Origin of the sequence: Roseibium hamelinense (genome assembly GCF_007830545.1) — a bacterium.
Classification (GTDB): domain Bacteria; phylum Pseudomonadota; class Alphaproteobacteria; order Rhizobiales; family Stappiaceae; genus Roseibium; species Roseibium hamelinense.
Map to the genome: position 1 here is coordinate 361,704 of NZ_VLLF01000003.1, position 24,340 is coordinate 386,043.

Annotated in this window: 22 protein-coding genes; 14 read left to right on the forward strand and 8 right to left on the reverse strand. The window is 58.4% G+C overall.

Annotated features, from left to right (window positions below; genetic code table 11):
- The first annotated feature begins 205 nt into the window (after positions 1 to 205).
- From cysS to rarD, 4 genes are read left to right on the forward strand one after another with little or no spacing between them, the layout of a single operon-like run.
- On the forward strand, positions 206 to 1,678 hold the full coding sequence (gene cysS, locus JM93_RS09120) for a cysteine--tRNA ligase (protein ID WP_145342493.1): 1,473 nt from the start codon (positions 206 to 208) through the stop codon (positions 1,676 to 1,678).
- Positions 1,675 to 2,178 (forward strand): GFA family protein, encoded by a 504-nt coding sequence (locus tag JM93_RS09125; RefSeq protein ID WP_244300793.1) that lies wholly within the window; start codon positions 1,675 to 1,677, stop codon positions 2,176 to 2,178. The genes cysS and JM93_RS09125 overlap by 4 nt, the downstream gene beginning before the upstream one ends.
- Positions 2,179 to 2,181: 3 nt before the next feature.
- Positions 2,182 to 3,786: a citramalate synthase gene (gene cimA, locus JM93_RS09130; RefSeq protein ID WP_145342495.1), complete on the forward strand. Its 1,605-nt coding sequence runs from the start codon at positions 2,182 to 2,184 to the stop codon at positions 3,784 to 3,786.
- 26 nt (positions 3,787 to 3,812) lie between these two features.
- On the forward strand, positions 3,813 to 4,763 hold the full coding sequence (gene rarD, locus JM93_RS09135) for an EamA family transporter RarD (RefSeq protein WP_145342497.1): 951 nt from the start codon (positions 3,813 to 3,815) through the stop codon (positions 4,761 to 4,763).
- 28 nt (positions 4,764 to 4,791) lie between these two features.
- On the opposite strand, the gene JM93_RS09140 is transcribed toward rarD, so the two are convergent.
- Both JM93_RS09140 and JM93_RS09145 read right to left on the reverse strand, forming a co-directional pair.
- Positions 4,792 to 6,039 (reverse strand): diguanylate cyclase, encoded by a 1,248-nt coding sequence (locus tag JM93_RS09140; RefSeq protein WP_145342499.1) that lies wholly within the window; start codon positions 6,037 to 6,039, stop codon positions 4,792 to 4,794.
- 167 nt (positions 6,040 to 6,206) lie between these two features.
- Entirely contained in the window at positions 6,207 to 6,830 is a 624-nt protein-coding gene (locus JM93_RS09145) for an LOG family protein (protein ID WP_145342501.1), read from the reverse strand.
- Between the two features lie 215 nt (positions 6,831 to 7,045).
- On the opposite strand from JM93_RS09145, the gene JM93_RS09150 reads away from it, so the two are divergent.
- The 3 genes from JM93_RS09150 (at position 7,046) to JM93_RS09160 (ending at position 11,450) form a co-directional block, all read left to right on the forward strand.
- On the forward strand, positions 7,046 to 8,914 hold the full coding sequence (locus JM93_RS09150) for a LysM peptidoglycan-binding domain-containing protein (protein WP_170230606.1): 1,869 nt from the start codon (positions 7,046 to 7,048) through the stop codon (positions 8,912 to 8,914).
- A gap of 129 nt (positions 8,915 to 9,043) precedes the next feature.
- Positions 9,044 to 9,436, forward strand: a complete 393-nt coding sequence (locus JM93_RS09155; protein ID WP_145342506.1) for an ArsR/SmtB family transcription factor — start codon at positions 9,044 to 9,046, stop codon at positions 9,434 to 9,436.
- 178 nt (positions 9,437 to 9,614) lie between these two features.
- Positions 9,615 to 11,450: an ABCB family ABC transporter ATP-binding protein/permease gene (locus JM93_RS09160; RefSeq protein WP_244300797.1), complete on the forward strand. Its 1,836-nt coding sequence runs from the start codon at positions 9,615 to 9,617 to the stop codon at positions 11,448 to 11,450.
- Positions 11,451 to 11,503: 53 nt separating this feature from the next.
- Here JM93_RS09160 and JM93_RS09165 read toward each other — a convergent pair whose 3' ends face one another.
- Entirely contained in the window at positions 11,504 to 11,692 is a 189-nt protein-coding gene (locus JM93_RS09165; protein ID WP_145342510.1) for a hypothetical protein, read from the reverse strand.
- 97 nt (positions 11,693 to 11,789) lie between these two features.
- On the opposite strand from JM93_RS09165, the gene JM93_RS09170 reads away from it, so the two are divergent.
- From JM93_RS09170 to JM93_RS09185, 4 genes are all read left to right on the forward strand, one after another.
- The gene (locus JM93_RS09170) at positions 11,790 to 12,743 is read left to right on the forward strand and encodes a LysR family transcriptional regulator (RefSeq protein WP_145342512.1); all 954 of its coding nucleotides are present in this window, start codon (positions 11,790 to 11,792) and stop codon (positions 12,741 to 12,743) included.
- Positions 12,744 to 12,874: 131 nt separating this feature from the next.
- A complete protein-coding gene (locus JM93_RS09175) occupies positions 12,875 to 13,579 on the forward strand; it encodes a phosphatidylserine decarboxylase (RefSeq protein ID WP_145342514.1) in 705 nt (234 codons plus the stop codon).
- A gap of 9 nt (positions 13,580 to 13,588) precedes the next feature.
- Positions 13,589 to 14,470, forward strand: a complete 882-nt coding sequence (locus JM93_RS09180) for a CDP-alcohol phosphatidyltransferase family protein (RefSeq protein ID WP_145342516.1) — start codon at positions 13,589 to 13,591, stop codon at positions 14,468 to 14,470.
- A gap of 59 nt (positions 14,471 to 14,529) precedes the next feature.
- Positions 14,530 to 15,057 (forward strand): GNAT family N-acetyltransferase, encoded by a 528-nt coding sequence (locus tag JM93_RS09185; protein WP_145342518.1) that lies wholly within the window; start codon positions 14,530 to 14,532, stop codon positions 15,055 to 15,057.
- 4 nt (positions 15,058 to 15,061) lie between these two features.
- Here the strand turns inward: JM93_RS09185 and JM93_RS09190 are convergent, their stop codons facing one another.
- From JM93_RS09190 to JM93_RS09205, 4 genes are all read right to left on the reverse strand, one after another.
- Positions 15,062 to 16,015, reverse strand: a complete 954-nt coding sequence (locus JM93_RS09190) for a helix-turn-helix domain-containing GNAT family N-acetyltransferase (RefSeq protein ID WP_145342520.1) — start codon at positions 16,013 to 16,015, stop codon at positions 15,062 to 15,064.
- Between the two features lie 113 nt (positions 16,016 to 16,128).
- Positions 16,129 to 19,707 (reverse strand): efflux RND transporter permease subunit, encoded by a 3,579-nt coding sequence (locus JM93_RS22120; RefSeq protein ID WP_145342522.1) that lies wholly within the window; start codon positions 19,705 to 19,707, stop codon positions 16,129 to 16,131.
- Entirely contained in the window at positions 19,707 to 20,807 is a 1,101-nt protein-coding gene (locus JM93_RS09200) for an efflux RND transporter periplasmic adaptor subunit (protein ID WP_145342524.1), read from the reverse strand. The genes JM93_RS22120 and JM93_RS09200 overlap by 1 nt, the downstream gene beginning before the upstream one ends.
- Positions 20,808 to 20,827: 20 nt before the next feature.
- On the reverse strand, positions 20,828 to 21,382 hold the full coding sequence (locus JM93_RS09205; protein WP_145342526.1) for a PadR family transcriptional regulator: 555 nt from the start codon (positions 21,380 to 21,382) through the stop codon (positions 20,828 to 20,830).
- 284 nt (positions 21,383 to 21,666) lie between these two features.
- Here JM93_RS09205 and JM93_RS09210 point away from each other — a divergent pair, with 284 nt between their 5' ends.
- A complete protein-coding gene (locus JM93_RS09210; protein WP_145342528.1) occupies positions 21,667 to 22,041 on the forward strand; it encodes a hypothetical protein in 375 nt (124 codons plus the stop codon).
- 8 nt (positions 22,042 to 22,049) lie between these two features.
- Here JM93_RS09210 and JM93_RS21710 read toward each other — a convergent pair whose 3' ends face one another.
- Positions 22,050 to 22,190, reverse strand: coding sequence for a hypothetical protein (locus tag JM93_RS21710; protein WP_155197539.1), 141 nt, complete (start codon positions 22,188 to 22,190; stop codon positions 22,050 to 22,052).
- A gap of 196 nt (positions 22,191 to 22,386) precedes the next feature.
- On the opposite strand from JM93_RS21710, the gene puuE reads away from it, so the two are divergent.
- Together puuE and JM93_RS09220 are read left to right on the forward strand one after the other, a co-directional pair.
- Positions 22,387 to 23,304, forward strand: coding sequence for an allantoinase PuuE (gene puuE, locus JM93_RS09215; protein ID WP_145342529.1), 918 nt, complete (start codon positions 22,387 to 22,389; stop codon positions 23,302 to 23,304).
- A gap of 82 nt (positions 23,305 to 23,386) precedes the next feature.
- Positions 23,387 to 24,265, forward strand: coding sequence for a helix-turn-helix domain-containing protein (locus JM93_RS09220; protein ID WP_145342531.1), 879 nt, complete (start codon positions 23,387 to 23,389; stop codon positions 24,263 to 24,265).
- The last annotated feature ends 75 nt before the right edge of the window (positions 24,266 to 24,340 follow it).

Consider the following 24,340-nt stretch of genomic DNA (forward strand, 5'->3'; position numbering starts at 1 on the left):
TGTCCAGTTTCCTGTCACGCGGGGCAAATGCAGCCTTGACCCCGGAAAGAAAAGCAGGTCATAACATCGCCATGATGACGGCCATACGAAACATCATTTCGATCACCATTATTTGCAGCTAGCGACACCGCTGGCTGTGGCCGTTCCTTCTTGCGCACTTTCTTGAGACGGATCGCCCGGCCAGCCGGCCAGGAGACCGTTTGACATGGGCGCGCCTGAAGTTCTTTCAGAGACAGCCAAAACCGGCGAATTCAAGGGCTTGAAGCTCACCAACACATTGACGCGCCAGAAGGAAGACTTCCGGGCAATCGATGATGCAAATGTGCGAATGTATGTCTGTGGTCCGACAGTTTACGACTTTGCCCATATCGGCAATGCCCGGCCGGTCATCGTGTTCGACGTGCTCTACCGGCTGCTCCGCCATCTTTATGGGGCCGAGCATGTCACCTATGTCCGCAACATCACCGACGTCGACGACAAGATCAACGCGCGGGCCTTGCGGGACCATCCGGATCTGCCGTTGAATGAGGCGATTGCAAACGTGACGAAGCGCACGGCGGACCAGTTTCATGAGGACGTGCAGGCGCTCGGCTGCCTCAAGCCTGATCATGAGCCGCGCGCCACCGCGCATGTGCCCGGTATGGTGGAGATGATCGGGACGCTGATCGACCGGGGCCACGCCTATGAGGCCAATGGCGAGGTGCTGTTCGACACCGCCTCCATGCCCGGCTACGGCGGCCTGTCCAAACGCAAGCTGGATGAGCAGATGGCGGGCGCCCGCGTTGCCGTGGACGCGCACAAGAAAAATCCGGGCGATTTCGTGCTGTGGAAACTGTCCTCTGCCGAGGAACCCGGCTGGGACAGCCCTTGGGGCAGGGGGCGTCCGGGCTGGCATATCGAGTGCTCGGTCATGAGCGCCCATCATCTGGGCAAGGTGTTCGACATTCACGGCGGCGGGCTCGACCTGATCTTCCCGCACCATGAAAACGAAATCGCCCAGTCCTGCTGCGCCCATGGCACGCAAACAATGGCCAATTACTGGCTGCACAACGGGTTCGTGCAGGTGGAAGGCAAGAAGATGTCCAAGTCGGAGGGGAATTTCTTTACGATCCACGATTTGCTGTACACGGAGACTTTTGGCTCAAATCGATGGCATGGCTACGTTCTGCGGCTAGCTATGCTCATGACGAATTACCGGGAACCGATCAACTGGACTGTCGATAGACTTGTAGAAGTTCGAACCGTTCTCAAGGATTGGATTGACGTTTCTATTGGTTCGGACAAGTTTGTTCGTGAGGAAGGCCAGCTTAGAATTCTTGATGCGCTTTATGATGATTTGAATACGACTAAGGCGATTGCAGTTCTGCATCAGCTCGCAAATCAGGCTCGTTCTGGATGCGTAGAAACTGCGGCAGAGCTAAACGCTTCCATGAGATTTTTGGGGATTTGGAACGGCGAACCTTCGGCAGACATCTATTCATACGGTTATGTCGTGCAGGCATTCGACGAAAAGTTTGTGTCTTCGAAGATTGCCGAACGCCTCGAGTATCTCAAAGCCAAGAACTTTGCTGAGGCGGATCGAATCCGCGACGAACTGACAGCTGAAGGGATCCAGCTCAAGGATGGCAAGGATCCAGAGACCGGCGAACGCATCACCACTTGGGAGGTGAAGCGGTGACAGAAAAGGCAATCCATACCGGAGGGTGCCAGTGCGGCGCGGTGCGGTTCCGGGTAGGCGGCGACCTCAGCGAGGCAAGCATTTGCCATTGCCGCATGTGTCAAAAAGCGTTTGGTAATTTCTTTGCCCCGCTGGTCGACGCACGGCATGAGGACCTGACCTGGACGCGCGGTGAACCGAGCTATTTTGCATCGTCCGATGTGGTCGATCGCGGGTTTTGCAGCACCTGCGGCACGCCGCTGGTTTTCGCCTACCGCGACTACCCGCTGATCGGCCTTGCTATAGGTGCTTTTGATGATCCCGGCGCAATTCCGGTGACCAAGCAGCACTGGGTAAACCATCAAGTCGCGGGCTCAACGGGTTTGTTTGACTTGCCCGCCGACGGGGAAGACGCCCCAGACTTCGCGGATCTGATTGCCGAGATTGACGCAAGTAATCACCAACACCCAGATCACGACACCCAAACATGGCCAGCGGCCGGACAAGACGCGGAACGATAACCCATGAGCCAAGACCAAAAAGAACGGCTTTATCTCTTTGACACCACCTTGCGCGACGGGGCGCAAACCAGCGGCATCGATTTTTCAGTGGCTGAAAAGGTCGTCATTGCCGAGCTGCTGGAGCGCTTGGGCGTCGATTACGTAGAGGGCGGGTATCCGGGCGCAAATCCGACTGACACCGAATTTTTCTCCGAAAAGCGTACGCAAAGCGCGACTTTCACCGCCTTTGGCATGACCAAGCGGGCCGGCCGGTCTGCGTCCAATGATCCCGGTCTCCAGGGGCTTTTGTCAGCGGAGGCGGATGCGATCTGCTTTGTCGCCAAATCCTGGGATTACCATGTGAAGGTCGCGCTGGGCTGTAGTAATGAGGAAAACCTGGAATCGATCACCGACAGCGTAACGGCAGCTGTCAACGCCGGCCGCGAGGCGATGGTTGATTGCGAGCATTTTTTCGACGGGTTCAAAGCCAATCCCGGCTACGCGCTTGCCTGCGCAAAGGTCGCCTACGATGCCGGTGCGCGTTGGGTGGTTTTGTGCGACACAAATGGCGGCACCTTGCCTGATGAAATCAAGGCCATCGTTGCGGAGGTCAGGGAGGTCGTTCCCGGGGATCACCTTGGAATTCACACGCATGACGATACCGGTCAGGCTGTTGCGAATGCGCTTGCAGCTGTCGATGCCGGTGTGCGCCAGATCCAGGGAACTCTGAACGGCATTGGCGAGCGGTGCGGCAACGCTAACCTTGTCACACTGATCCCGACGCTGATGCTCAAGCCGCAATATACAGAGCGGTTCGAACTGGGACTTAGCGAGGCGCAGCTCAAGGACATCTCGGCCGTCTCCCGCACCTTTGATGAAATGCTGAACGTTTCGCCCAACCGGCACGCGCCTTATGTCGGGGAGACCGCGTTCGCGACCAAGGCAGGCATTCATGCTTCTGCGATCCTGAAAGACCCGCAGACCTATGAGCATGTGGCTCCTGAGGAAGTCGGCAACAAGCGCCGGGTCCTGGTGTCCGACCAGGCGGGCAAAAGCAACTTACTCGGCGAACTTGCACGGCTTGGTGTGGAGGCGGACAAATCCGATCCGCGGCTCGATGGCCTGCTGGCCGAGGTCAAACAGCGCGAGGCCGAGGGCTACGCCTACGAAGCGGCCGACGCATCGTTTGAGCTGCTTGCTCGAAGGGCGCTGGGCGATGTGCCCAGTTTTTACGAAGTGCAGTCGTTCCGGGTCATGGTTGAGCGGCGCCACAACGCGCTGGGGGAATTGGTCAGCGTTTCGGAGGCCGTGGTCAAGGTTGATATCGACGGCGAAACCCGCATGTCGGTTGCCGAAGGCAACGGCCCGGTCAATGCACTCGATGTCGCCTTGCGCAAGGATCTGGGCAAGTACCAATCGGCCATCGACGGATTGGAATTGATCGACTACAAAGTGCGCATCCTGAATGGTGGCACAGGCGCGGTTACCCGCGTGTTGATTGAAAGCCGCGACACCCGGACTCACAAGCGCTGGTTCACGATCGGCGTGTCCAGCAACATTGTTGATGCGTCTTTTCAGGCGCTGAACGACTCCATTACCTACGCGTTGCTGAAGGCTGAAGCGGCCTGAGGCCGTATTGCCGAAAGAACAAAGTCATGAGCGAGGCGTCCCGCATGTCGGTGCCTGAAGGTGCGTCCGAAAACGATGAAATGAGGACGGGCCTGCTTCTGGCCTTGGCCGCCTACGGCATGTGGGGCTTTCTGCCCGCCTATTACAAATTGACCGACACCATGGCGGCCGATCTCGTGGTGGCCCACCGGATTGTGTGGTCAGTGCTGTTTGTCGGGTTGTTTCTTCTGATTAAAAGCCGGGTTCACGAGATCACTGAGATCCTGCGCCAGCCGCGCATGGTCGCGCAGCTTGGTGTTTCAGCTTGTCTGATCGGCGTGAACTGGCTGGTGTTTGTCTGGGCGATTGAAAACGCCCGTGTTCTGGAAGTGTCTCTCGGCTATTTCGTCAACCCGCTTGTGAGCATTCTGGTTGGTCTGGTGGTTTTGCGTGAGCAATTGCGCCCATTGCAGTGGCTGGCGGTGTCCATGGCCGCATTTGCCGTTGCGCTGCAAGCCGTTTGGGCCGGAGGGCTGCCTTGGGTATCCTTGTTCTTGGCGTTTTCCTTTGCCGGATACGCCTTTGTCCGGAAGGTAACGCCGGTGCGCGCAACGCCCGGTTTGTTTGTCGAAGCTTCGTTGTTGTTGCCGCTCGCGTTCGGCTATCTAACCCTCAGTCTCGCATGGGGTAAGAACGCTTTGGCGCTTGATGATCCGGCGCTGTTGCTGGCTTTGATGGGAACCGGTGTCGTTACCGCGTTTCCGCTTATCTGTTTTTCCGCTGCGGCCCGGCGCCTCCCGATGGTGATGATTGGCCTGATGCAGTATCTGGCACCTTCGCTGCATTTCATCATGGCTGTGTTCATCTGGGGGGAGCCGCTGAAACCGGCAACGCTTGGCACCTTCATGATCATCTGGGGCGCGCTCGTGGTGTTCAGTTTTGACAGCTGGCGCCGCTATAAGGCGCATACCGCTGCACAGGCCGCCGCAACCCCCTGAGGTTCGATGGTCCGGGAAGGGCGCGGGACTAACCGGCAACCATACGGTTGCGGCCCTCCGATTTTGCTTTGTACAGCCGCGTATCGGCGATCTTGAGCGCGCTCTCCAGGTCCGCGTTGACCAGCGGTGCTGCGCCCATGCTGACGGTGAAATGGATTTTGGTGTCATCCACCAGCAATCCCTGGCGGGCGAGGCCGATGAGGAACGATTGCGCCCGTGCCATGACTTGCGCTTCCGTTTGCGCTGCCAGCGTCATGCAGAATTCATCGCCGCCCAGCCGCACGGCATACTCGCCCGGGCCTGTTACCTTCGAAATTTCATCAGCAACGGTCTTTAGGGCCCGGTCGCCGGCCAAATGGCCATGGGTGTCATTGATCGCCTTGAAATTGTCGAGATCGATCAGCGTGATCCAGAACGCATCTCCATCGGCGATTTGCTGGCGCATTGAGCGCAAACCTTCACTGAACAGAAACCGGCGATTGTAGAGGCCTGTCAGTGGATCGCGGAGCGCACGTTCGTTCAAATCTGAAAAACGGTCGATGACATATAGGTTCTGCGATACGCGCAAGAGCAGCTCTTCGGGTGAGCAGGTCTTTTGAACAAAATCATTCGCGCCGTATTTCAAGAACGCGATCCGGTTTTCGTCGTCCTCGTAACCGGACATGCCGATCACGGCCAGTTTGTCGCGGCTGTGCCGGCGCCGGACTGCTTTCAAAAAAGAGAATCCATCTTCGCCCGGCATGAAGTAATCGACCAGAACGAGCCTGATATCCTTGAACCGTTCGATCAGGGACAACCCGTCTGCCGCCGACTCCGCCTCGTAAACCCGGTAGCGGTGCCTGTCCAGGATGTCCGACAGCCGGGTCCGTTCTATGGTGGAATCGTCGATCACAAGGATGCCGATTTCCGGATTGCGCCACAGTTGATGGACGAGCTCGCCAATGTAGTCGAGGCTGGAGGGGCTGTCCTTGATCACATAATCTATAATGCCTTTCTGGCGCATTTCATTGCGCATGGCAGGCTCATAGCGGCTGGTGAACACAACGGTTGGGATGGCAAACAAGCCGGTCAGATCAACGATCTCGCCGTCCGGAGCGTCAGGCAGTGTCAGATCCACAAGCGCAAGGGAGGGCAGAATATCGCCGCTCTCCAAGAGCTCCTTGGCTTGCCTGTAGGTACGCGCCACGGTCACGTCGTAGTCGCCGACATCGGCAAGTTTACGTAAGGCGGCTTTTTCGAAAAAAGCAGCGTCTTCGACTAGAAGGATGCTGTGCATTGGCCAAAGCAGCTCTGAAAAATGTTGTTGCTTCAACCGTATCCAAGAGGTGCGAATGAAGTGTTAGCTTCATTCAAGAAAATGAACTTTGCGTCAGTTTCTGTGTTGATCGCCCTGGCATGCGAAAAAGCCCGCGCGAACACCGCAGCCCAATGACCTGCCGCTTTTCACAGCTTGTCCACCGGAGCAAATGCGCCGCTTTCTTGGGGCCCGTAGTCTCCCTCGGAGAGCGCTTTACGCAGCATCGGAATGGTGTCTTCCACCCGTTTTGCCACCAGGTAAGGGACTTCCGTTTCCGGCCGGATGAAACCTTGGGCGCGCATATGCTCAATGAGCTCCAGAAGCGGCGACCAGAAACCGTTGATGTTGGCAAGCACGATCGGTTTCTTGTGCTGGCCCAGCTGTGCCCAGGTCATCATTTCCACCGCTTCTTCAAGCGTGCCGATGCCGCCGGGCAGGGCGATGAATGCATCGGACCTTTCAAACATCATTTGCTTGCGTTTGTGCATGTCCGACGTGACGATCAGGTCCTCGAGTGAGGACAGCATGACTTCGCGTTTTTCCAGAAAATGCGGTATGATTCCGGTCACTTGGCCGCCAACTTCGAGCGCGGCCTTGGCAACTGTGCCCATCAAGCCGACGGATCCACCGCCATAAACCAGCCGGAGGCCATTGCCTGCGATCAGCTGGCCCAGATAAGTTGCGGTCGCTTCATAGACAGGGTCTGTCCCGAAGCTGGAGCCGCAATAAACGCAAATACTGTTCAAAGAGACGGAATCTGATGTGTTCATAGCGCATGTGTTGCATCGGCAAGGGGTTAGGTCAAGCAGAGCGATCGCGCGATGAAAGGGCGCGGCCGCATTTCTTGCCGGACTGTAAAAACCGGTCTATTCATGGGTATGAAAACAAAGCGTTTTGGCGACCCGGAGAGCCAATAAAACGGGCCCGAAACCTTGGCAGGGCCGCATCACCTGCGACAAGCGCTGCGATGCGGATGGGATGGAAGATGAATAGACAAGTACTCGCATGGACGCTTGGTGCCGGATTTGTGGTCGCGATCGCCGCTTTGATCACAGCCGGCGTATTCGAGCGCGGTGACGGATCTGCGCTGCGCGAGCAGCAGGCTGCCGCACCGTCCGGGCAGACGCAGGAGGCCGGCGGATCTCAGGCGGCTCCCGAGGCTTCGGGAAACGAAACAGCAGGATCTGCGCAGGAGCAGACGACGGAAACCGCTGAGCTGCCGGCCACGAAGGAGGATCCGGCAGATGAGGCGTCTGATGCGCTGAAATTTGATGTGGTCGGCGTTGAGCCGACCGGCGAAACCGTTGTCGCCGGTCAGTCGGATGCCGGGGCTATAGTTGCGTTGACCGCAAATGGTGAGGTGGTCGGCAAAACCATTGCCAATGCGCGCGGTGAGTGGACCATTGTCCTCGAACAGCCGCTCCAGCCCGGCGACTACGATGTTGGCCTTGCCGCCCAGGAGGAAGACGGTTCGGTCAAAGCGGAAAGCAAGCAACGGGTTGCGGTGTCGATCCCGGAAGGCGGTAAAGACCAGCCGCTCGTTGTTCTGAATACACCCGATGCGCCCTCCAGCATTTTGCAGATGCCTGCCTCCAGCCAGGCGGCAGACGCGGGAACGGCCACGCCGGCAGATAGAGACACGGCAGAAACACAGACTGCCGAAGCCCCGGCTGATGCTGGCGTTGCGCCCGAGGTTTCAGGAACCGCTCCAGCGTCAGAAGACCAAACAGTTGTTGCAGAGGCGGTGCCAACCGCCCCCACACCGGACACCGGCACGGCAGCACAGGGCGGGGCTGAACAAACCCAGACGGCCCGGGTGTCTGAAACAGACCGGGCTGGCGCAGGGACCGGTGCCGGACAAGACGACGCCGGGTTTGCCGCTGCGCAAGACACCAACACGCCAAACGCCAATATGTCTGACGCCAATGTGCAAGAGGCCGGCGGCGAAAACTCGGCAGCCGTTGAAGCTGCCTCTGCGCCGCAGGAACAGGAAGATCAGCAGGCCGCAGCAATCCGGCAAACCGAAGCGGCCGCACCAGCCGAGGATCAGACAGCGCAGGCAGCTGAAACTGCCGCTCAAGCCCCGGCGCCTGGCGCGCAGGAAACCACCGTTTCAGCCGCAGGCACGGGCACGGATGCATCGGCGACACAGGGCGCACAACAAGCATCGAGCACCGAAGCGGAACCTGCCGTATCTGAAACACAGTCTGCGGCGCTTGCTCCGCAGTCGGTTCCGGATCAAACCCTTTCTCAAGACGTTGCGCGGGACGCTGCACAGGTGGCGGAACCTGCACAGGATGCGGTGGCTCCAAAGGACACACCATCAGTCAGTGTCGAAGCGGTCGAAACCGAAAAAGGCAAGGTTTTTGTCGCAGGAACCGGCGAACCTGGCGCATCGGTCAATGTTTATGTCGGCGACGAGTTCGCTGGACAGGCGGAGGTCACCGACGGTGGCCGCTGGCTGGTCGAGGGGGAAAAGGACCTTGAGGCCGGCGATGTCGAGGTGCGCGCGGATCTGGTTGAGACCGGAACGGATGAGGTTGAAGCACGCGCTGCGGTGACCTTCGAGAAGGAAGACGAGCAGCAGATTGTCCTGACCAAGGTGGCTGCTTCCGGAGATCATGCGACGGGCGGTGGCCATACCGGTTCTGTCAACAAACCGCTCCCGGTTGTCATCATCCGTAAAGGCGACAATCTGTGGCGGATTTCCCGCCGCCTTTACGGTGAGGGCATCCGGTATACGACCATCTATCAAGCGAACCAGAACCAGATCCGCGATCCGGACTTGATTTATCCCGGACAGATTTTCCTGACGCCCGAAGGCGATCGGAACTGGGACGGCGCTGCCAACTGACGACGTCGCGTGAATCCAAACACACTTTCACAAGGCGGGCGAAGGTCCGCCTTTTTTCGGCATCAGCCTTGCCTTGGGTGGATTTCATCGCATATTTACGATGAAATTGACTTTTGATGCAGAGCCTTCATGACCACCGGCGCCGATGTCACGCAGACGCAACCCCTACAGACCGCTGATGACCCTGAAGCGGACATGCTTGCCCAAATCTTCCGGGCGCTCGGCCATCCAGTACGGCTGAAAATTCTGGAAACTTTGGCCAAAGACAACGGCGCTTGCTGCGGTCAGATCGTCAATTGCCTGCCGCTGGCCCAATCGACCGTGTCTCAGCACCTGCAGGTCCTGAAAGACGCCGGTCTTCTCACCTGTGAAGTGAAGGGCCGCAGTTGCCATTATGCCCTGAACACGGAAGCCCTGGCACGTGCTGCCGGGTTCTCGGCCGAATTTTTTGATCGCCTGACTGGCATGGGCTGTACGCCCTTCGGCGGATCACAAACCGCATGCGCTATTGATCCTGCTTGACCGTCCTGCGAACACCCGCAAGGAGCTTCGATTGACTGACAATACATATCCGTCCGGCGGCTCCCAATCCGCGGACGACACTTCTGAAGTTTCCGAACCCAAGCCAACAGCGTCCGGAAAATCCCCCAAATCCAAACAGACTGTTGTCAGCGCGGATGAAGGCTCGACGCTCAGCACGCTGATCAACTTGTGGCCCTACATCTGGCCCATAGGCCGGCCGGACCTGAAAAAACGCGTCCTTCTGGCGGTCGTCGCCCTTGTCATTGCGAAATTCATCACCGTTCTGTCGCCCTATTTTTTCGCTTGGGCATCGGATGCACTGACCGGCGAGACGGAGGGCCTTCCGGCTTTTCTCGTCGCTCCGATCATGCTGGTTCTTGCCTATAATGCGGCGAGGGTTATGGCGGTCGGCTTCAATCAGCTGCGCGATGCCCTGTTCGCCCGGGTGGGGCAGCATGCGGTGCGCCAGCTCGCACATATTACGTTCCGGCACCTGCACCGGCTCTCGCTGAGATTTCACCTTGCGCGCCGCACCGGCGGCCTGAGCCGGGTGATCGAGCGCGGGGTGAAAGGCATTGAATCGATTGTCCGTTTCACAATACTGAACGGCATCCCGACCATCCTGGAATTTGCCATCATGGCAGTGGTGATCACGTTCCAGTTCGGTGTCAGTTATCTGGGCATCGTTTCGTTCATGATCGTGGCCTATGTGTGGTTCACGATCAAAGCCTCAAACTGGCGGATCGGTATCCGCCGCGAGATGAACGAGAGCGACACCGATGCCAATTCGAAGGCGATCGATAGCCTGTTGAATTTCGAAACGGTCAAGTATTTCGGCAATGAGAACATGGAGTCCGACCGGTTCGATGTGTCGATGGCCAAGTATGAACGGGCGGCGACCCGAACCTGGACGTCCCTGGCCTGGCTGAACCTGGGGCAGTCGGTCATTCTCGGTCTGGGCATGGCCGCCTGTATGGTGCTTTCGGCCCGTGCGGTGATGGCAGGCGAGCAGACAATCGGTGATTTTGTTCTGATCAACGCCCTCCTGATGCAGATTTCCATTCCGCTGAACTTTATTGGATTCCTCTACCGGGAAGTGCGGCAGGGGCTGGCCGATATTGAATCCATGTTTGATCTTTTGGGGGTGCCTGCCGAAATTCAGGACAAGCCCGATGCCAAACCGCTCAAGGCAGTTGATGGAAACATCCGGTTTGAGAACGTGAAGTTCCACTATGACCCCGAACGGCCGATCCTGAAGGGTGTTGATTTCGAGGTGCCAGCCGGCAAGTCGGTGGCAATTGTCGGCCCGTCCGGCGCCGGAAAGTCGACGATCTCGCGCTTGCTGTTCCGTTTCTATGATGTAACCGGGGGGGCTGTGCGCATAGACGGCCAGGATGTGCGCGATGTCACCCAGGACAGCGTGCGGCACGCCATCGGCATGGTGCCGCAGGACACGGTGCTGTTTAACGATACGATCGAATACAATATCCGGTATGGCCGTCCCGATGCCTCAGCGGAAGAGGTGCGTGAAGCCGCGCAAATGGCTCAGATCCACGATTTCATCGAGCGGCTGCCGCAAGGCTACAAGACCGAAGTCGGTGAACGCGGTCTGAAGCTGTCGGGCGGAGAGAAACAGCGCGTTGCGATTGCCCGTACCATTTTGAAAGCGCCGCCAATTCTCATTTTGGACGAGGCAACGTCGGCACTCGATACTCACACCGAGCAGGAGATCCAGGCCGCGCTGGACCAGGTGTCGAAAAACCGCACGACCCTGGTCATCGCTCACCGGCTGTCGACCGTCGTCAACGCCAATCAGATTATCGTCCTGGAAGCGGGCGAGATTGCTGAGCGTGGCACGCACTCCGAGCTTTTGGAGGCAGACGGCCTTTATGCGTCCATGTGGGCCCGCCAGCGTGAAGCCGATGAAGCTGAAGAGCGTCTGCGGGCTGCGGTGGAACACGATGACAAAGGCTTTGTTGTGCGGGGCGCACGGGCGGACGAAGGCTACTCATGAAAAAGCGCCGGACTGGACGGTCCGGCACTTTCTTGAACCCGGGAAACGCGGGATTAGGCGGCTGCGCGGTGACCGGTTGCAACGCCGGGCGCGTTTGCTGCGGCGCCATGCTCGCCGGTGACTGTTTTGCCGTTCCGGGAAAACAGGGCACGGATGAGGCCGATGAAAGCTTCAGAGCGCAGGCTGCGGGCGCGGTTGTCATAAGCGGTCATCAGGTCCGGGGTCAGGATTGTGCGTGTCATTGGCTTGGTCTCCGTTTGCGCTGACAGGACTATGGCCAATTTCACGAAATCGAAGAATTGGGCTTGTTTCAAATATACCTTTCGATATTTTTTAAGAATGAGACTGGACGATCTACGCTTCTTCACCAGGGTTGCCGCCTTGGGCAGTTTGTCGGCGGCGGGCAAGGAAATCGGTTTGTCGCCATCGGCCTCAAGCTCCCGGTTGACAGCTCTGGAAAAAGCCGTCGGTGCGCAGTTGTTCGCGCGCACGACTCGCAGCACAGTGCTGACCGAGGCCGGACAGGTCCTTTTGGAAAGTGCCACAGCTGCGCTGGAGCGCATGGATGCCGGACTCTCTCTCTTGGAAGCGGGCACTGAGAAACCCCGCGGGCTCTTGAAGATATCGTGCAACATGTTTTTCGGCAGGGCTCATATTCTGCCCTACCTGCGCGAATTCATGGCGCTTTATCCGGATATCCGGTACGAACTCAGTTTTACTGACCGGATGGTGGACATTGTCGAGGAAGGCTACGACTTGGCCTTTCGGGCAGCGCCCTTGCCAGATTCTACACTCAAGGCGCGCAAACTCGGCGCCAATCAACGGGTCCTGTGTGCGTCGCCAGACTACTTGAGCCGTAAAGGCGTACCCCGGACACCAGCGGATTTGGTCAATCACGATTGCATCGGACTGACACGCATCCCGGTTTGGTATTTCGACGGTCCAAAGGGGGAAATCGCCCATCAGGTCACCCCGTTGATTTCCGGCGACAGCGGTGATTATTCCTATGATGCGGCTATTCACGGGCTGGGCATCGCGGTGAAGTCGGGGGCGCATGTCTGGCAGGACCTCCGAGAAGGGCGCCTGATCGCGGTCATGCCGGATTTCCCGGTCGCCCGCACCGGGGCCATCTGGGCTGTCTCGCCGCCAGGTAGTTTTACCCCGCCGAAAACGTCCGCCCTTGGTGATTTTCTGATCAAGAAATACGGCCGCCCGGCCTATTGGGAACTTAACCTGCCGCAGCTCTATGCCGACCATGCCAAGATTCTGGATAGGATGGGTATCGGCGCATAAGGCGCACCGTTTGCGGCTTCATTTTGGATCAAAAACCGACTACAACGCGCGGTTCATGACGTTTTTCGCTGACTGCTTGCGCCATACCTGATGCAAGGCACGTATATGTCAGCCCGACAAAGGACTGCTGAATGTCTCTCGTTGATTCCGTGACCAAGGCGTTGGTGCCGATCCATCGTGAAGGCTGGCCGTTTGTGGCAATCGCCGTCGTCGCAACGCTGGTCACGGGCTACTTCGTCGATGCGCTGTTTTGGATCGGCCTGATTTTCACCGGCTGGGTCTGCTACTTCTTCCGTGATCCCCCGCGTGTGACGCCGGTCACCGAAGGCTTGGTGATTTCTCCAGCAGACGGTGTCGTCAGCCATGTTGGTCCGGCGCGTCCGCCGCAGGAACTGGAACTGGGCAGCGAGCCCGTGCTGCGGATCTCGATTTTCATGAATGTGTTCAACTGTCACGTGAACCGGGCACCGATGGGCGGCAAGATCACCCGCGTTGCCTATCGCGCCGGCAAGTTTCTCAATGCCGAGCTGGACAAGGCGAGTGAACATAACGAGCGCAACGGGCTTGTGATCGAGCAGGGCGGAACCAAGATCGGTGTCGTTCAGATTGCAGGTCTTGTGGCACGGCGGATTGTGTGTTTCGTGCGCGAAGGGGAAGACCTTTCGGTAGGGGAACGGTTTGGCCTGATCCGCTTCGGCTCCCGGTTGGATGTGTATTTCCCGGGCGGCGCAGAGCCGAAGGTCGCGCTCGGCCAGACAATGATTGCGGGCGAAACCGTTCTGGCGGACCTGAAAAACACCGGCGAGGGCGCAGGTCCCTTGACCCGGGTCAGCTGAGGAGGCCCTGTGACCGAAAGCGTCAACAGCACAAGTCCGAACCAGACTGGCAAGCGCGAGCCCAGGTTCCGGCGGGTACCGATCCGGCTGATCCTGCCCAATCTTGTAACGCTTCTTGCGCTGTGCTCAGGCTTGACGGCAATCCGCATGGCGTTCGAGGGCCGGTGGGAATTTGCCATCGGAGCGGTTCTTGTGGCGGCGGTGCTGGACGCGCTCGACGGGCGTGTTGCGCGGTTGTTGAAGGGAACGTCGAAATTCGGTGCGGAGCTGGATTCGCTGGCCGATTTCGTCAATTTCGGCGTTACCCCGGCCTTGATGCTGTATATCTGGATTTTGAAGGAAGCCGGATCGCTCGGCTGGATCGCAGCCTTGATTTTTGCCATTTCCGCTGCGCTTCGGCTCGCCAGGTTCAATGTGGCACTGGAAGACCCGGACAAACCGGCATGGACCGCAAAGTTTTTTACCGGTGTCCCTGCGCCAGCCGGGGCGCTGACTGTCTTGATGCCGCTCTATCTAGAATTTCTTGGCCTGCTGCCGCATTGGCCGGAGTTTGCAGGGCCGATTGCGGCCTACACGATTGCCATCGCCTTCCTGATGATCAGCCGGTTGCCGACGTTTTCCGGCAAGACGCTTCGCAGCCGGGTGCGCCGGGACTTCGTGCTTCCGCTCATTCTCGTCGTCGTGCTGATCATCGCGCTGACCGTCAGCTATCCGTTCCGCATGCTCGCGGCCGGGAGTGCGCTATATCTGATCACGATCCCGTTCGCGTGGCGATCCCATCGCAAGCATCTCAAAGCTGACAGTGTTTTGCGCGGTTCGGATGACGACGGTGACTGCGGCGACACGGATCTGGATCACCTTGGGGACCGGGACAAGCATGACATGGGCTAACGCCCGCACCGAGCATTTCACTGCGCTATTCGTTCCAACCCTTATTCGGAAAAAGCATCATGTTGTTGCCATTGCTCAGACAGACCACCCCGTCGGACTGGCCCGGCTTGGACACCCTCTACGGTGACGCATTTCCTGACGAAGAGTTGCGGCCGCTGGTAAAGGACCTGCTGGAGTTCGACCGCGGGATCCTGTCAATCCTTGCGGAACAGGAGGGGGCAATCTGCGGGCATGTGATTTTCACAATGTGCCCGGTAGGCGATGAAAAAGCCGCCGTTGCAGCCCTGTTGGGGCCGCTTGCCGTGTCTCCCTCACAGCAATGCACGGGGATAGGAACGGCCCTGGTGCGGGAGGGGTTTGAGCAAGGTAAGGCAGCTAGCGCCAGCATTGCGCTGGTGCTTGGCGACCCTGCCTATTACGGCCGGTTCGGGTTTACGGCCGAGCGGAGGATCGATCCGCCTTTTCCGCTGCCGGAGGAATGGACCGGAGCCTGGCAATCGGTGCGGCTTTCTGGCGATGGAAACGCACCGATTGGTCCCTTGCAGGTGCCCGCACCGTGGGACAAGAAGACATACTGGCAGCCGTGACGCTTCAGGCCGGCCGTGTGCGAACGAATTTCTGTTCCCAGACTTCCTGTCCCCATTGGTCGCCAAGATATTCGTCTGTCAGAACAAAGCCGTTGCGCTCGTAAAGCCTGCGCGCCGGATCAAGGCCTTTCAGGGTCCAAAGCCAAGTCTCGTCAAAACCCAGCTCATCGACATGTGCCAACGCCCTTGAAAGGAGCTCTCTGCCCAAGCCCTTGCCGCGCAGCCGGTCCTGGAGAATGAACCAGCGCAAATGTGCAACGTTTCCTTCCAGATCTTCGCCGTCAATCGAGATCGATGCGACGACCCGTCCGTCCTCGACAACGCTCCAGCTGTTGTTGAAGGGCCTGTCCATTCGGCTCGCAAATTCACTGAGGCCCGCGGCGACAACCGTTTCGAAGGCCGGTCCCGTTCCGACGATGGCGCCATGTGTACGTCCATGCATGGCGGCAATATCCCCGATCATTCCGGTTTGGTAGCCTTCGGTGATCTGCCAAGAGACCGGCTCGCGGCGTGGCCGCTCATCCGTCCGGCTCAGGGCCGCGGCGTAATCCGCCAGGCTTTTGGCAACAGTCAAACCGCTGGATCCTGCGAGACGGGAGAGGGCGCCACGGACTTGTGCGTCCCCAAAAGCGTTGATCGCCTCATAGGTCCGAGTTCCTTGGTCCGTCAGGTGCAGCCCTGAGGCGCGCTTGTCGGTATCCAGCGTGCGAACGCTGATCTCGCCGCGCTTTTCAAGGGACTTCAGCATCCGGCTGACGGAGGACTTTTCAAGCCGGAGCCGTTCGCTCAGTGCTTTGGCCGTCACACCCGGAGTGTTGCCAATCTCGATCAGCATATGGACCGCCGACGCCGACATGTCGGTTCCGGCGATGGTCTTGCCGAGAAAACCCAATTCGCGGACCATTTCGCGGGAGGCGGCCCGAATGCTTGAAACGAGATCTGAGGCTACGTCCAGCATATGCAATCCGATATAGTTGTATCTTACAACAATATCTTTTGATCACATCTGGTCAATACAAAAAAACCGCCAGAGGGGATCCGGCGGTTTTGGGATTACTACTGAAAACCGGCTCATTCGGCTGCGTGCGGCAGCTCCTGCGGCGGTATGTTTGGCCGCTCCGGTTTCGGCATGGACACAACCTTTGCCGCCGGACGCTCCTTTTCCAGGTCAGGGTTGGTCCATTCCACGTCTTGGCTGCCGGCACCGGCGGTGGAAACGGCGACCTGAGCTGGGCTGGGTCTAAACCGCGCAACCAGCGACAGCCAAGTCTGAACCCAAACACTCGGTGCCGCGATCATGACGGGGATCATGATCAGGGTCAGCAAGGTCGAGAACGCCAGACCGGAAATCACCGCAGTCGACAATTGCACCCACCAGACGGCGGTGATGCCGCCATAGGCGATCACCTGGTTGAAGAAGTCAAAATTGATCTTCGTCGCCATTGGGATAAGACCTGCAATCGTGGTCACGGTGGTGAGCAGGATCGGCCGGATACGCTGTGCCGAGGTTTTCAGGATCGCATCAAGCGGTTCCAGTCCGTCGTGGCGGAAGCGGTTGTAGGTGTCGATCAGGACGATCGCATTGTTCACCACAATCCCCGCCAGAGCCACCACGCCGGTCCCGGTCATGATGATCGAGAACTTCTGGCCGGTGACCATCATGCCCAAGAGCACCCCGAAAACGGAAAGCACCACGGTCGAGAGCGTGAGGAAGGTCTGGTAGAACGAGTTGAACTGGGTCAGCAGGATCAGGAACATCAGGAACAGCGATGCAAACATGGCCCGCATCAAAAACTCGCCCGATTCCTTCTGGTCCTCATCGGCCCCCCGGAACTGCAGGTACACGTTGTCAGGCCATATCTGTGCATCCAGCCAGGTCTGCAGCTCGTTCACCTTGTCATCCGGCGTTGCGCCGGAGGCCGGGTCCACACTGGCCTTGACCATCATGGAATACAGACCGTCCCGGCGGGTGATTTCGGAGACTTTCTGCGCAGGGGCCCGGTCCACGAAGTTCGCCATTGGCACGAGTCCAAGCGGCGTTTGCAGACGCAGCTGGTCAAACCGGTCAACGGTCCGTTCGCCTTCCGGCAGGCGCACGCGAATATCCACTTCGTCCTCAGAGTCCGTCGGCCGGTATTTCCCGATCAGAACCCCATTCGTCACCAACTGAACCATGTTGCCAACCGAAGCAATGTCCGCCTGATAACGGCCGGCCTGCTCGCGGTCGATCGAAATCCGCCATTCAATGCCAGGCAGCGGACGATCGTCCTCCTGGTCCATCAGGCCGTCCATCTGGTCAAGATGTGCGCGTACCTTGGCAACGTTTTCGACCAGTGTTTCATAGTCGGTCGATTTCAGTTCCAGCTGAACGTCCTTGCCGGTGGGCGGGCCGCCTTCGATCTTGCGCGTCTCCACCTTGATACCGGGAAGCGGTGCGGTCTTCTCGCGGATTTCAGCAAAGATTTCCTTGGCTTCGCGGCGGCAGCAATAGTCGGCGAGTTCCAGCTGCAATTCACCGATCACATCCGCGGGTTTGTCCTGAACGCCGCCGATGGCCGGTCCGCCACCGCCGCCACCTCCGGGTGCCTTGGCAAGGGTGACAACGTTTTCGATGCCCTTGACGCGCAGCACAATGTCCTCAACGTCCTTGACGATGGCAAGCGACTCGGCGGCTGAAATGTTGCCCCGGCCGGACACCAGCACAACGGCCTGCTTGGGCTCCTCGTCGACGAAGAACTCAACGCCGGTCGGGTTTGAGGCAAAGCTTGTTACGATCGCAAAACATCCGCCGAACAGGAGCAACACCGTGACGATGTTTCCGATCGGATTGCCGGCCAGAAGCTTGAGCAGGCGGACATAGAGCCCAGTCGCGCCTTTTACCTTCTTGACGTCGAATGCTGCGGATCCGGAAAGCGCCGCGGCGTCGGCTTGCTCGATCGCGGCCCGCTTTTTCGCGCGCGCCTGCGACCAGCGGACAAACGGCTTCAGGATCCGGTACGAGATGGAGCCAACGAGCGCAAAGGCGATCACAGCCAGGCCGATGACCACCACACCGAGGCTTTCGTTCGGAACCAGACCGGAAAGAAGCGCTGGCATGAATGGACCATTTGCAACGATTAAGCTCGCCAAGGTACCGAACACGAGGCCAAGGATAGGTGAGGCATGGCGGCCGATCCAATGCGAAACCTGCGCAAAGATTCCGCCTGTTACCGGCAGGAACACCATCGCGGTCACAAGTGAGGCGGTCAGAACGATGATCACCATGATCGGCAGGTAGCTCATGAACTCACCGGCAACGCCGGGCCACAGGAGCATCGGCAGGAAGGCGACCAGCGTCGTGGCGGTGGACGACACGATCGGCCAGAACATCAGTTTGGCCGCCCGGATATAAGCCTCGCGGTCTTCCATGCCTTCGGCGACTTTCCGGTCGGCATATTCGGTCATGACAATCGCACCGTCGACCAGAAGACCAACGGTCAGCACAAGACCGAACATCACCATGGTGTTGACCGTGAAACCGATGCCGCCAAGGATCAGGAAGCCGACCATGAACGAGGTCGGAATGGCAAGGCCCACCAGCAGCGCCGAGCGCAGGCCAAGAGCCGCCAGGACCAGGACCATCACAAGGAAAATGGCGGTCAGGATCGAGGATTGCAGTGACCCAAGGACCTCGTAGATGTTTGACGACAGGTCCAGCATGACGTTGACCTGTATGGTCTCCGGCCAATCCGCAGATGCCTGTTCGACAATGGTTCGCACGGCCTCATTGTTTTCAATGATGTTGGTGCCGATCCGTTTTGTGACTTCCAGGGCGATGGCCGGTTGGCCATTGACGCGCGTGAAGGAATTGGGATCCTTGAAGGTCCGGCGGATCTCCGAGATGTCGGATAGGGTGACAACACCTTCGCCGCTCTGCTTGATCGGCAGGGAATAAATGTCTTCAGCTGTTTCGACCAGGCCGGGCACTTTCACGTTGAAACGGCCCTGGCCACCATCGATAAAGCCGGCTGGCACCAGCTGGTTGTTGGCCGTCAGTGTGTTGAACAGCTCCGCCTGTGTGATCGCGTAAGCTTCGAGCTTCTGCGTGTCGATCAGGACTTCCAGAAGCTCTTCGCGATGTCCGGACAGGTCGGCGGACCGCACAGTGTCGACCGCCTCGATTTGGTCTTTCAGCCGCCGGGCGTGGCGGTAAAGCGTACGTTCAGGCACATTTCCGGACAGGGTGACCCACATAACCGGAGCCAGCGCGAAGTTGGTCTCCGTTATCGTCGGTTCCTCGGCATCGGCCGGCAACTCGCTCTTGGCGATATCCACCTTGTCCCGGACATCGGCCAGGGCCTCATCCTTGTTGAACGAGATGTCGAATTCCAGAATGATCCCGGCATGGCCCTCGGAGGCGATCGCGGTAATTTCCTTCAGCCCGTCGAGCCCGCGCAGCTCCGTCTCCATCGGGCGGACGAGAAGACGTTCGGCGTCTTCTGGGGAAATGCCCTGCTGGGCGATCGAGACATAGAAGATCGGGACGTCAATGTCCGGACTGTCTTCTTTCGGGATCGCAATATAGGTCATTGTGCCGGCGGCAATCAGCGCCAGCATCAAGACGAAAACGGTTTTCGGACGCCGCAGAACGCCTTCGAGCATCGATAACATTATTGAACCTCGGCGGTATCAAAAATCGGGGCGACCTTCTGGCCGTCCGACACGTAGTCTTGACCAACAACGATGGCGGTAATTTCATCTGGCAGGCCACCAACCCAAACGCCATCTTGCTCGCCGCCCAGAACCGTGACCGGGTAAAATACCGTCATGTCGTTCTCATCGACTGCACGGATGCCGACTTCCCCCGTATCATTGAGCGTCAGGATGGCTGGTGTAATCTTGTGTGCCATCTGTTTGGGCAGCGGCAAACGGGTTGCGGCCGTAACACCGTCGCGTGCCTTGCCATCCTTGTTCGGCAACTCGATTTCGACACGGAAGGTCCGTGTGTCCGGATCGGCTGCGGGCGCGATGTAGCGGACCTTGCCCTTGATCTTGCCACCGGTGACAAGCTCGACCTCCGCCGGCATGCCCAGGGATATCTGGCCGACATTGATCTCGGACACCTGGCCGAGCGCGATCATCGGATCGAGATCAACCACGGTGGCGCAGATGTCACCGTCCTGAAGCCGGTCACCGACATTGGCCATCGGGCTCTCGATAATGCCGTCCAGCGGGGAACGGATCACGGTCCGGTTGAGCTCAAGCTCTTCTTCCTTGAGACGGGCGCGGGCGGCATCGAGTTGCGCTTGAACGGCGGCAACCCGGGTCTGTGCGGTGAAACCTTTTGTGACCAGCTGCGAGGCGGCGGAATGGTCAAGCTCGGCCTGCGACAGATTGGCTTTGGCCTCCAGAACCTTGGCTTCGCGCGGTCCGGTATCCAGCACGCACAAAATGTCGCCGACCTTGACCCTGGAGCCTTCGGTGGCCGGGCGCTCGATGACCGTGTCTGTGGTCTCGGCCCGCACGGCAACCTTAGCTTCGGCCTCGGTCCGCCCCCGGATTTCAAGCACTGGCTGGCGCTCTTCGGCCTTGAGTGTCTGCACACGAACCTTGAAAATATCACCCTGGGTCTCGGCGGCCCGCTCAGCTGGCGGTGGAGTGGCGTTCTCGCCGTCACCGACACCGCCGATCACGACGGTTCCGCTCGACATCCAAAGGGCAACACCTCCTGCGAGCCCGGCAGCGAGAAGGTAGGAAAGCTTGAAACGCATATGTGCGGCTCCGGTCGGTCTTATTCGGCAGCGTCTGCGGCGGGCGAAGGCACGCTTTTGGACGCAATCTCAATGAGGTCTTCGCCAGTCTCATCGAGATAGGCGAGGGTGAAATTCATGCAGGCGATGCCGTAGTTCCGAATCCAGCGCGACCCGGAATGCGGCGAATCTTCATTGCAGTCCTGCATCTGCTTCAGTTCGCTCAACACCTGTTCCTTGCGGCGGTTCAGCGCCCGCCGGATGACTGCCGGCCCCAGTTCTTCGGCATACATGGCGATCAGCAGGAAGGGAGACTTGAACGTGTCAGGCGCCTGGGGTTCGCACAGCGATGCCAAAAACTCATCACGGCCGGCCTCGGTGATCGAATACACCTTGCGGCCCGGCTTGCCGGGCTGCTGTTCCTCGCGGACCGTGACCATCCCGTCTGCTTCAAGCCGGGCGAGCGCCGGATAGATTGAGCCGAAGCTCGCATCGTCGAAGTAACTGAAGCGGCCTTCTGTCGATTCCTTGCGGATCTCATATCCGGTTGCATCACCGAATGTCAGAATGGCCAGGCAGAGACTGCGAACGCTCATGCGCTTGTCTTTCGTTCAAGGACACGTGCCTGGGGCTTACCGTGCGATCTGTGGGTGTAGATGCAGAAAACTACGCAGCGGCTGAATGCCCGGATCGGCAACAGCTGCCCTATTTTGCCTAGTTATATATCGGTTCTATATATTGGCCTGATATATATCAAGCGTAAATATGGGCTTCGGGCAAGATCGTTGACCCATGGTTAAACCCGGTGCATTTGACAGGTTGCCGCAGCGATCTTGCGCCCCACGTTTGGTATGATGCACCTACTGGAGGGGGATGGATCATGCGCAAGACACACGGCAAACCGCTTTCGAGACCGTTTTTACCCAAAGAGCCTTTGCTGAGGCTGCTCGTTATCAACGGGTTCATCGGTGTTGCGATCTCGCTGACCTTCGTGGCGTGTGTTCTCTATTTCAATATCGGAAACCTGCAGGTTCTGATCGCCAATTCGGATGAGCCCCTGCTGCCGGTCCTCATGCTGATTGCAAGTCTTGTCATTACACTGGGATCGGTTGTGATGGGATCCGCAGTCATGATGCTGGGTGACACAGACGACAAAAAAAGCGGACCAGGCGGTGGGCTGAAAGAGAAAATCGGTTTTTTCGAAAACAGCGGCGACATGCAATTGCGCCCAGTGCCGGTAAAACGGCACAGATAGGCTCCCGGTCAGTTTGCGAGCGGGGCGTGATAATGCGGCGCGGCGTTGCCGGACAAATCGGAGCGCTGTGTAAGGTGCTCTGTGTCTATGAATAGGGTCATGACCACTGCGCACGCGATGCACAGCAGTCCGGCAGATGTCAGGTGCATCTGAGGTCTCCACACGTATTTGTTGTTTTCAAGCCTTATACAGTCCAATTTCTAAGGGGGTGAAAAAGACACCCCTAAAATTTGAGGCATATTGTTGTATTTGACGGTAGGCTGACCGCCGATATCGTAGCGTGCACCGGTATGAACCGGGGTTTATCGCGGCTTGGAAGCCGCTGATTTTAAGAGAGAATTGTTTATGGGTACATTTTATCCACGCGACATGAAGGGCTACGGGCGCACGCCGCCGGATCCAAAATGGCCAGGTGGTGCGAAGCTGGCAGTACAATTCGTGGTTAATTACGAGGAAGGCGGCGAAAACAACATCCTGCATGGCGATCCGGCTTCCGAAGCGTTTCTGTCCGAAATCGTTGGCGCTCAGCCGTGGGAAGGGCGTCGGCACTGGAACATGGAATCTATCTATGAGTACGGCTCCCGAGCCGGGTTCTGGCGCCTCTGGAGAATGTTCACCAGCAGGTCGCTGCCGGTCACGGTTTATGGTGTTGCGACCGCGCTCGCACGCAATCCCGAAGCAGTTGCGGCGATGAAAGAGGCGGATTGGGAAATCGCGTCCCATGGCCTCAAGTGGATCGAATACGGCAATATGGACGAGGATACGGAACGGCAACATCTGGAAGAAGCAATCCGCATTCATGAGGAAGTAACCGGCGCGCGTCCGCTGGGCTGGTACACCGGGCGGTGCTCCATGCAAACCCAGAAATTGGTCATGGAAGAGGGCGGTTTCCTCTACGATTCCGACAGTTACGCCGACGACTTGCCATATTGGGTAGATGGTCCGGGCGGCGATCATCTTGTTATCCCCTACACGTTGGACAGCAACGACATGCGCTTTGCCGCCTTTCAGGGCTTCAATTCCGGCGACCAGTTCTATGCCTATCTGAAAGACGCCTTTGACGTCCTTTATTCGGAAGGGGTCGAAGGCAGTCCGAAAATGTTGAACATCGGTCTGCATTGCCGTCTTGCGGGCCGGCCGGGCCGGGCAGCGGCACTAGCCCGTTTCTTGGACTATGTCGCCTCCCATGATGACGTCTGGGTCCCGCGGCGGATCGACATTGCCTGGCACTGGCATGCCCATCATGCCAGATCCGGGGCGTAATCCGACATTGGTCTGACGGCAATCGGCACCGCAAACTTGAGCGCCGGCTTGCCGCTCTGCGCGGCTTCGTTCAAGATAAAGCATGGCGGTTTCAAACGTGGTCCCAAAGTATCACCTTTATGGCGAAGGTGACGGGGTCGAGGATTTTGATTTCTTTCATATCGAGACCATTCCGGCCCGGTCCGCACCGCTGGGCTGGATGCTCGAGCCCCATCGGCATGACCATCTCATTCAAATTCTGATGCCAACGGCCGGGCATGGCTGGTTGAAGGATGATAATGGGGAACACGAAACAACCGCCGGCATGGCCATCTTGACCCCGCCGGGGGTCATGCACGGCTGGCGCTTTTCGCCCGACACACAAGGTTATGTCGTCTCGGTCACCCGGGACTACTTGTCAGAGCAGGGCGCAGAACCCGCAGCACTCTGCGCATCCGATCTGCACGGGACGGCAAACCGGCTGGTCACGCCGGATCCGGCGGACCGGGCGCATGCCGAACGCTATCTGGCAGAGATGGCGGCCGAGTTCGATCACGGCCCGCAGCGCCGCAGTATTTTCAGGCCGCTGCTGACCCTGTTTCTCGTTCGTCTGTTTGCCGACAAGCCTGGACATGCCATGCCCGATGGCGCGCGCGGGTTTTCGCTGTTTCAGTTCCGCTCCCTTGTGGAGCAGCATTTTAAGGCCGAAAGGCAGCCGGAGTTTTACGCAAATGCCATGGGGCTTTCGCTGTCCCGGCTCAATCGCTACTGTAGGTTGTTTATCGGCAAGACGGCGGCGCAAGCCCTGCGGGAACGCATGATCCTTGAGGCAAAACGTCAGCTGGCCTTCTCGGACTTTTCGGTATCGCAGATCGCTTATGATCTCGGTTTTGATGATCCGGCCTATTTTTCGAGAGTTTTCCGGAAAGAAACCGGGGTGAGCCCGCTCGATTTTCGTTTACAGCAACACCCTCAAAGATAGGGTACAATCCTTTTTTACACTCATACTCTAAGTGATCATTAAAAATCTGTTAAAATTTGCCGCATCGCTGTTGCA

Excerpts from the sequence above, each read along its gene's own strand:
- cysS (WP_145342493.1), top strand. The coding sequence starts at position 206 with ATGGGCGCGCCTGAAGTTCTTTCAGAGACAGCCAAAACCGGCGAATTC.
- cimA (WP_145342495.1), top strand. The coding sequence starts at position 2,182 with ATGAGCCAAGACCAAAAAGAACGGCTTTATCTCTTTGACACCACCTTG.
- rarD (WP_145342497.1), top strand. The coding sequence starts at position 3,813 with ATGAGCGAGGCGTCCCGCATGTCGGTGCCTGAAGGTGCGTCCGAAAAC.
- JM93_RS09140 (WP_145342499.1), bottom strand. The coding sequence starts at position 6,039 with ATGCACAGCATCCTTCTAGTCGAAGACGCTGCTTTTTTCGAAAAAGCC.
- JM93_RS09145 (WP_145342501.1), bottom strand. The coding sequence starts at position 6,830 with ATGAACACATCAGATTCCGTCTCTTTGAACAGTATTTGCGTTTATTGC.
- JM93_RS09150 (WP_170230606.1), top strand. The coding sequence starts at position 7,046 with ATGAATAGACAAGTACTCGCATGGACGCTTGGTGCCGGATTTGTGGTC.
- JM93_RS09155 (WP_145342506.1), top strand. The coding sequence starts at position 9,044 with ATGACCACCGGCGCCGATGTCACGCAGACGCAACCCCTACAGACCGCT.
- JM93_RS09165 (WP_145342510.1), bottom strand. The coding sequence starts at position 11,692 with ATGACACGCACAATCCTGACCCCGGACCTGATGACCGCTTATGACAAC.
- JM93_RS09170 (WP_145342512.1), top strand. The coding sequence starts at position 11,790 with ATGAGACTGGACGATCTACGCTTCTTCACCAGGGTTGCCGCCTTGGGC.
- JM93_RS09175 (WP_145342514.1), top strand. The coding sequence starts at position 12,875 with ATGTCTCTCGTTGATTCCGTGACCAAGGCGTTGGTGCCGATCCATCGT.
- JM93_RS09185 (WP_145342518.1), top strand. The coding sequence starts at position 14,530 with ATGTTGTTGCCATTGCTCAGACAGACCACCCCGTCGGACTGGCCCGGC.
- JM93_RS09190 (WP_145342520.1), bottom strand. The coding sequence starts at position 16,015 with ATGCTGGACGTAGCCTCAGATCTCGTTTCAAGCATTCGGGCCGCCTCC.
- JM93_RS22120 (WP_145342522.1), bottom strand. The coding sequence starts at position 19,707 with ATGTTATCGATGCTCGAAGGCGTTCTGCGGCGTCCGAAAACCGTTTTC.
- JM93_RS09200 (WP_145342524.1), bottom strand. The coding sequence starts at position 20,807 with ATGCGTTTCAAGCTTTCCTACCTTCTCGCTGCCGGGCTCGCAGGAGGT.
- JM93_RS09205 (WP_145342526.1), bottom strand. The coding sequence starts at position 21,382 with ATGAGCGTTCGCAGTCTCTGCCTGGCCATTCTGACATTCGGTGATGCA.
- JM93_RS09210 (WP_145342528.1), top strand. The coding sequence starts at position 21,667 with ATGCGCAAGACACACGGCAAACCGCTTTCGAGACCGTTTTTACCCAAA.
- JM93_RS21710 (WP_155197539.1), bottom strand. The coding sequence starts at position 22,190 with ATGCACCTGACATCTGCCGGACTGCTGTGCATCGCGTGCGCAGTGGTC.
- puuE (WP_145342529.1), top strand. The coding sequence starts at position 22,387 with ATGGGTACATTTTATCCACGCGACATGAAGGGCTACGGGCGCACGCCG.
- JM93_RS09220 (WP_145342531.1), top strand. The coding sequence starts at position 23,387 with ATGGCGGTTTCAAACGTGGTCCCAAAGTATCACCTTTATGGCGAAGGT.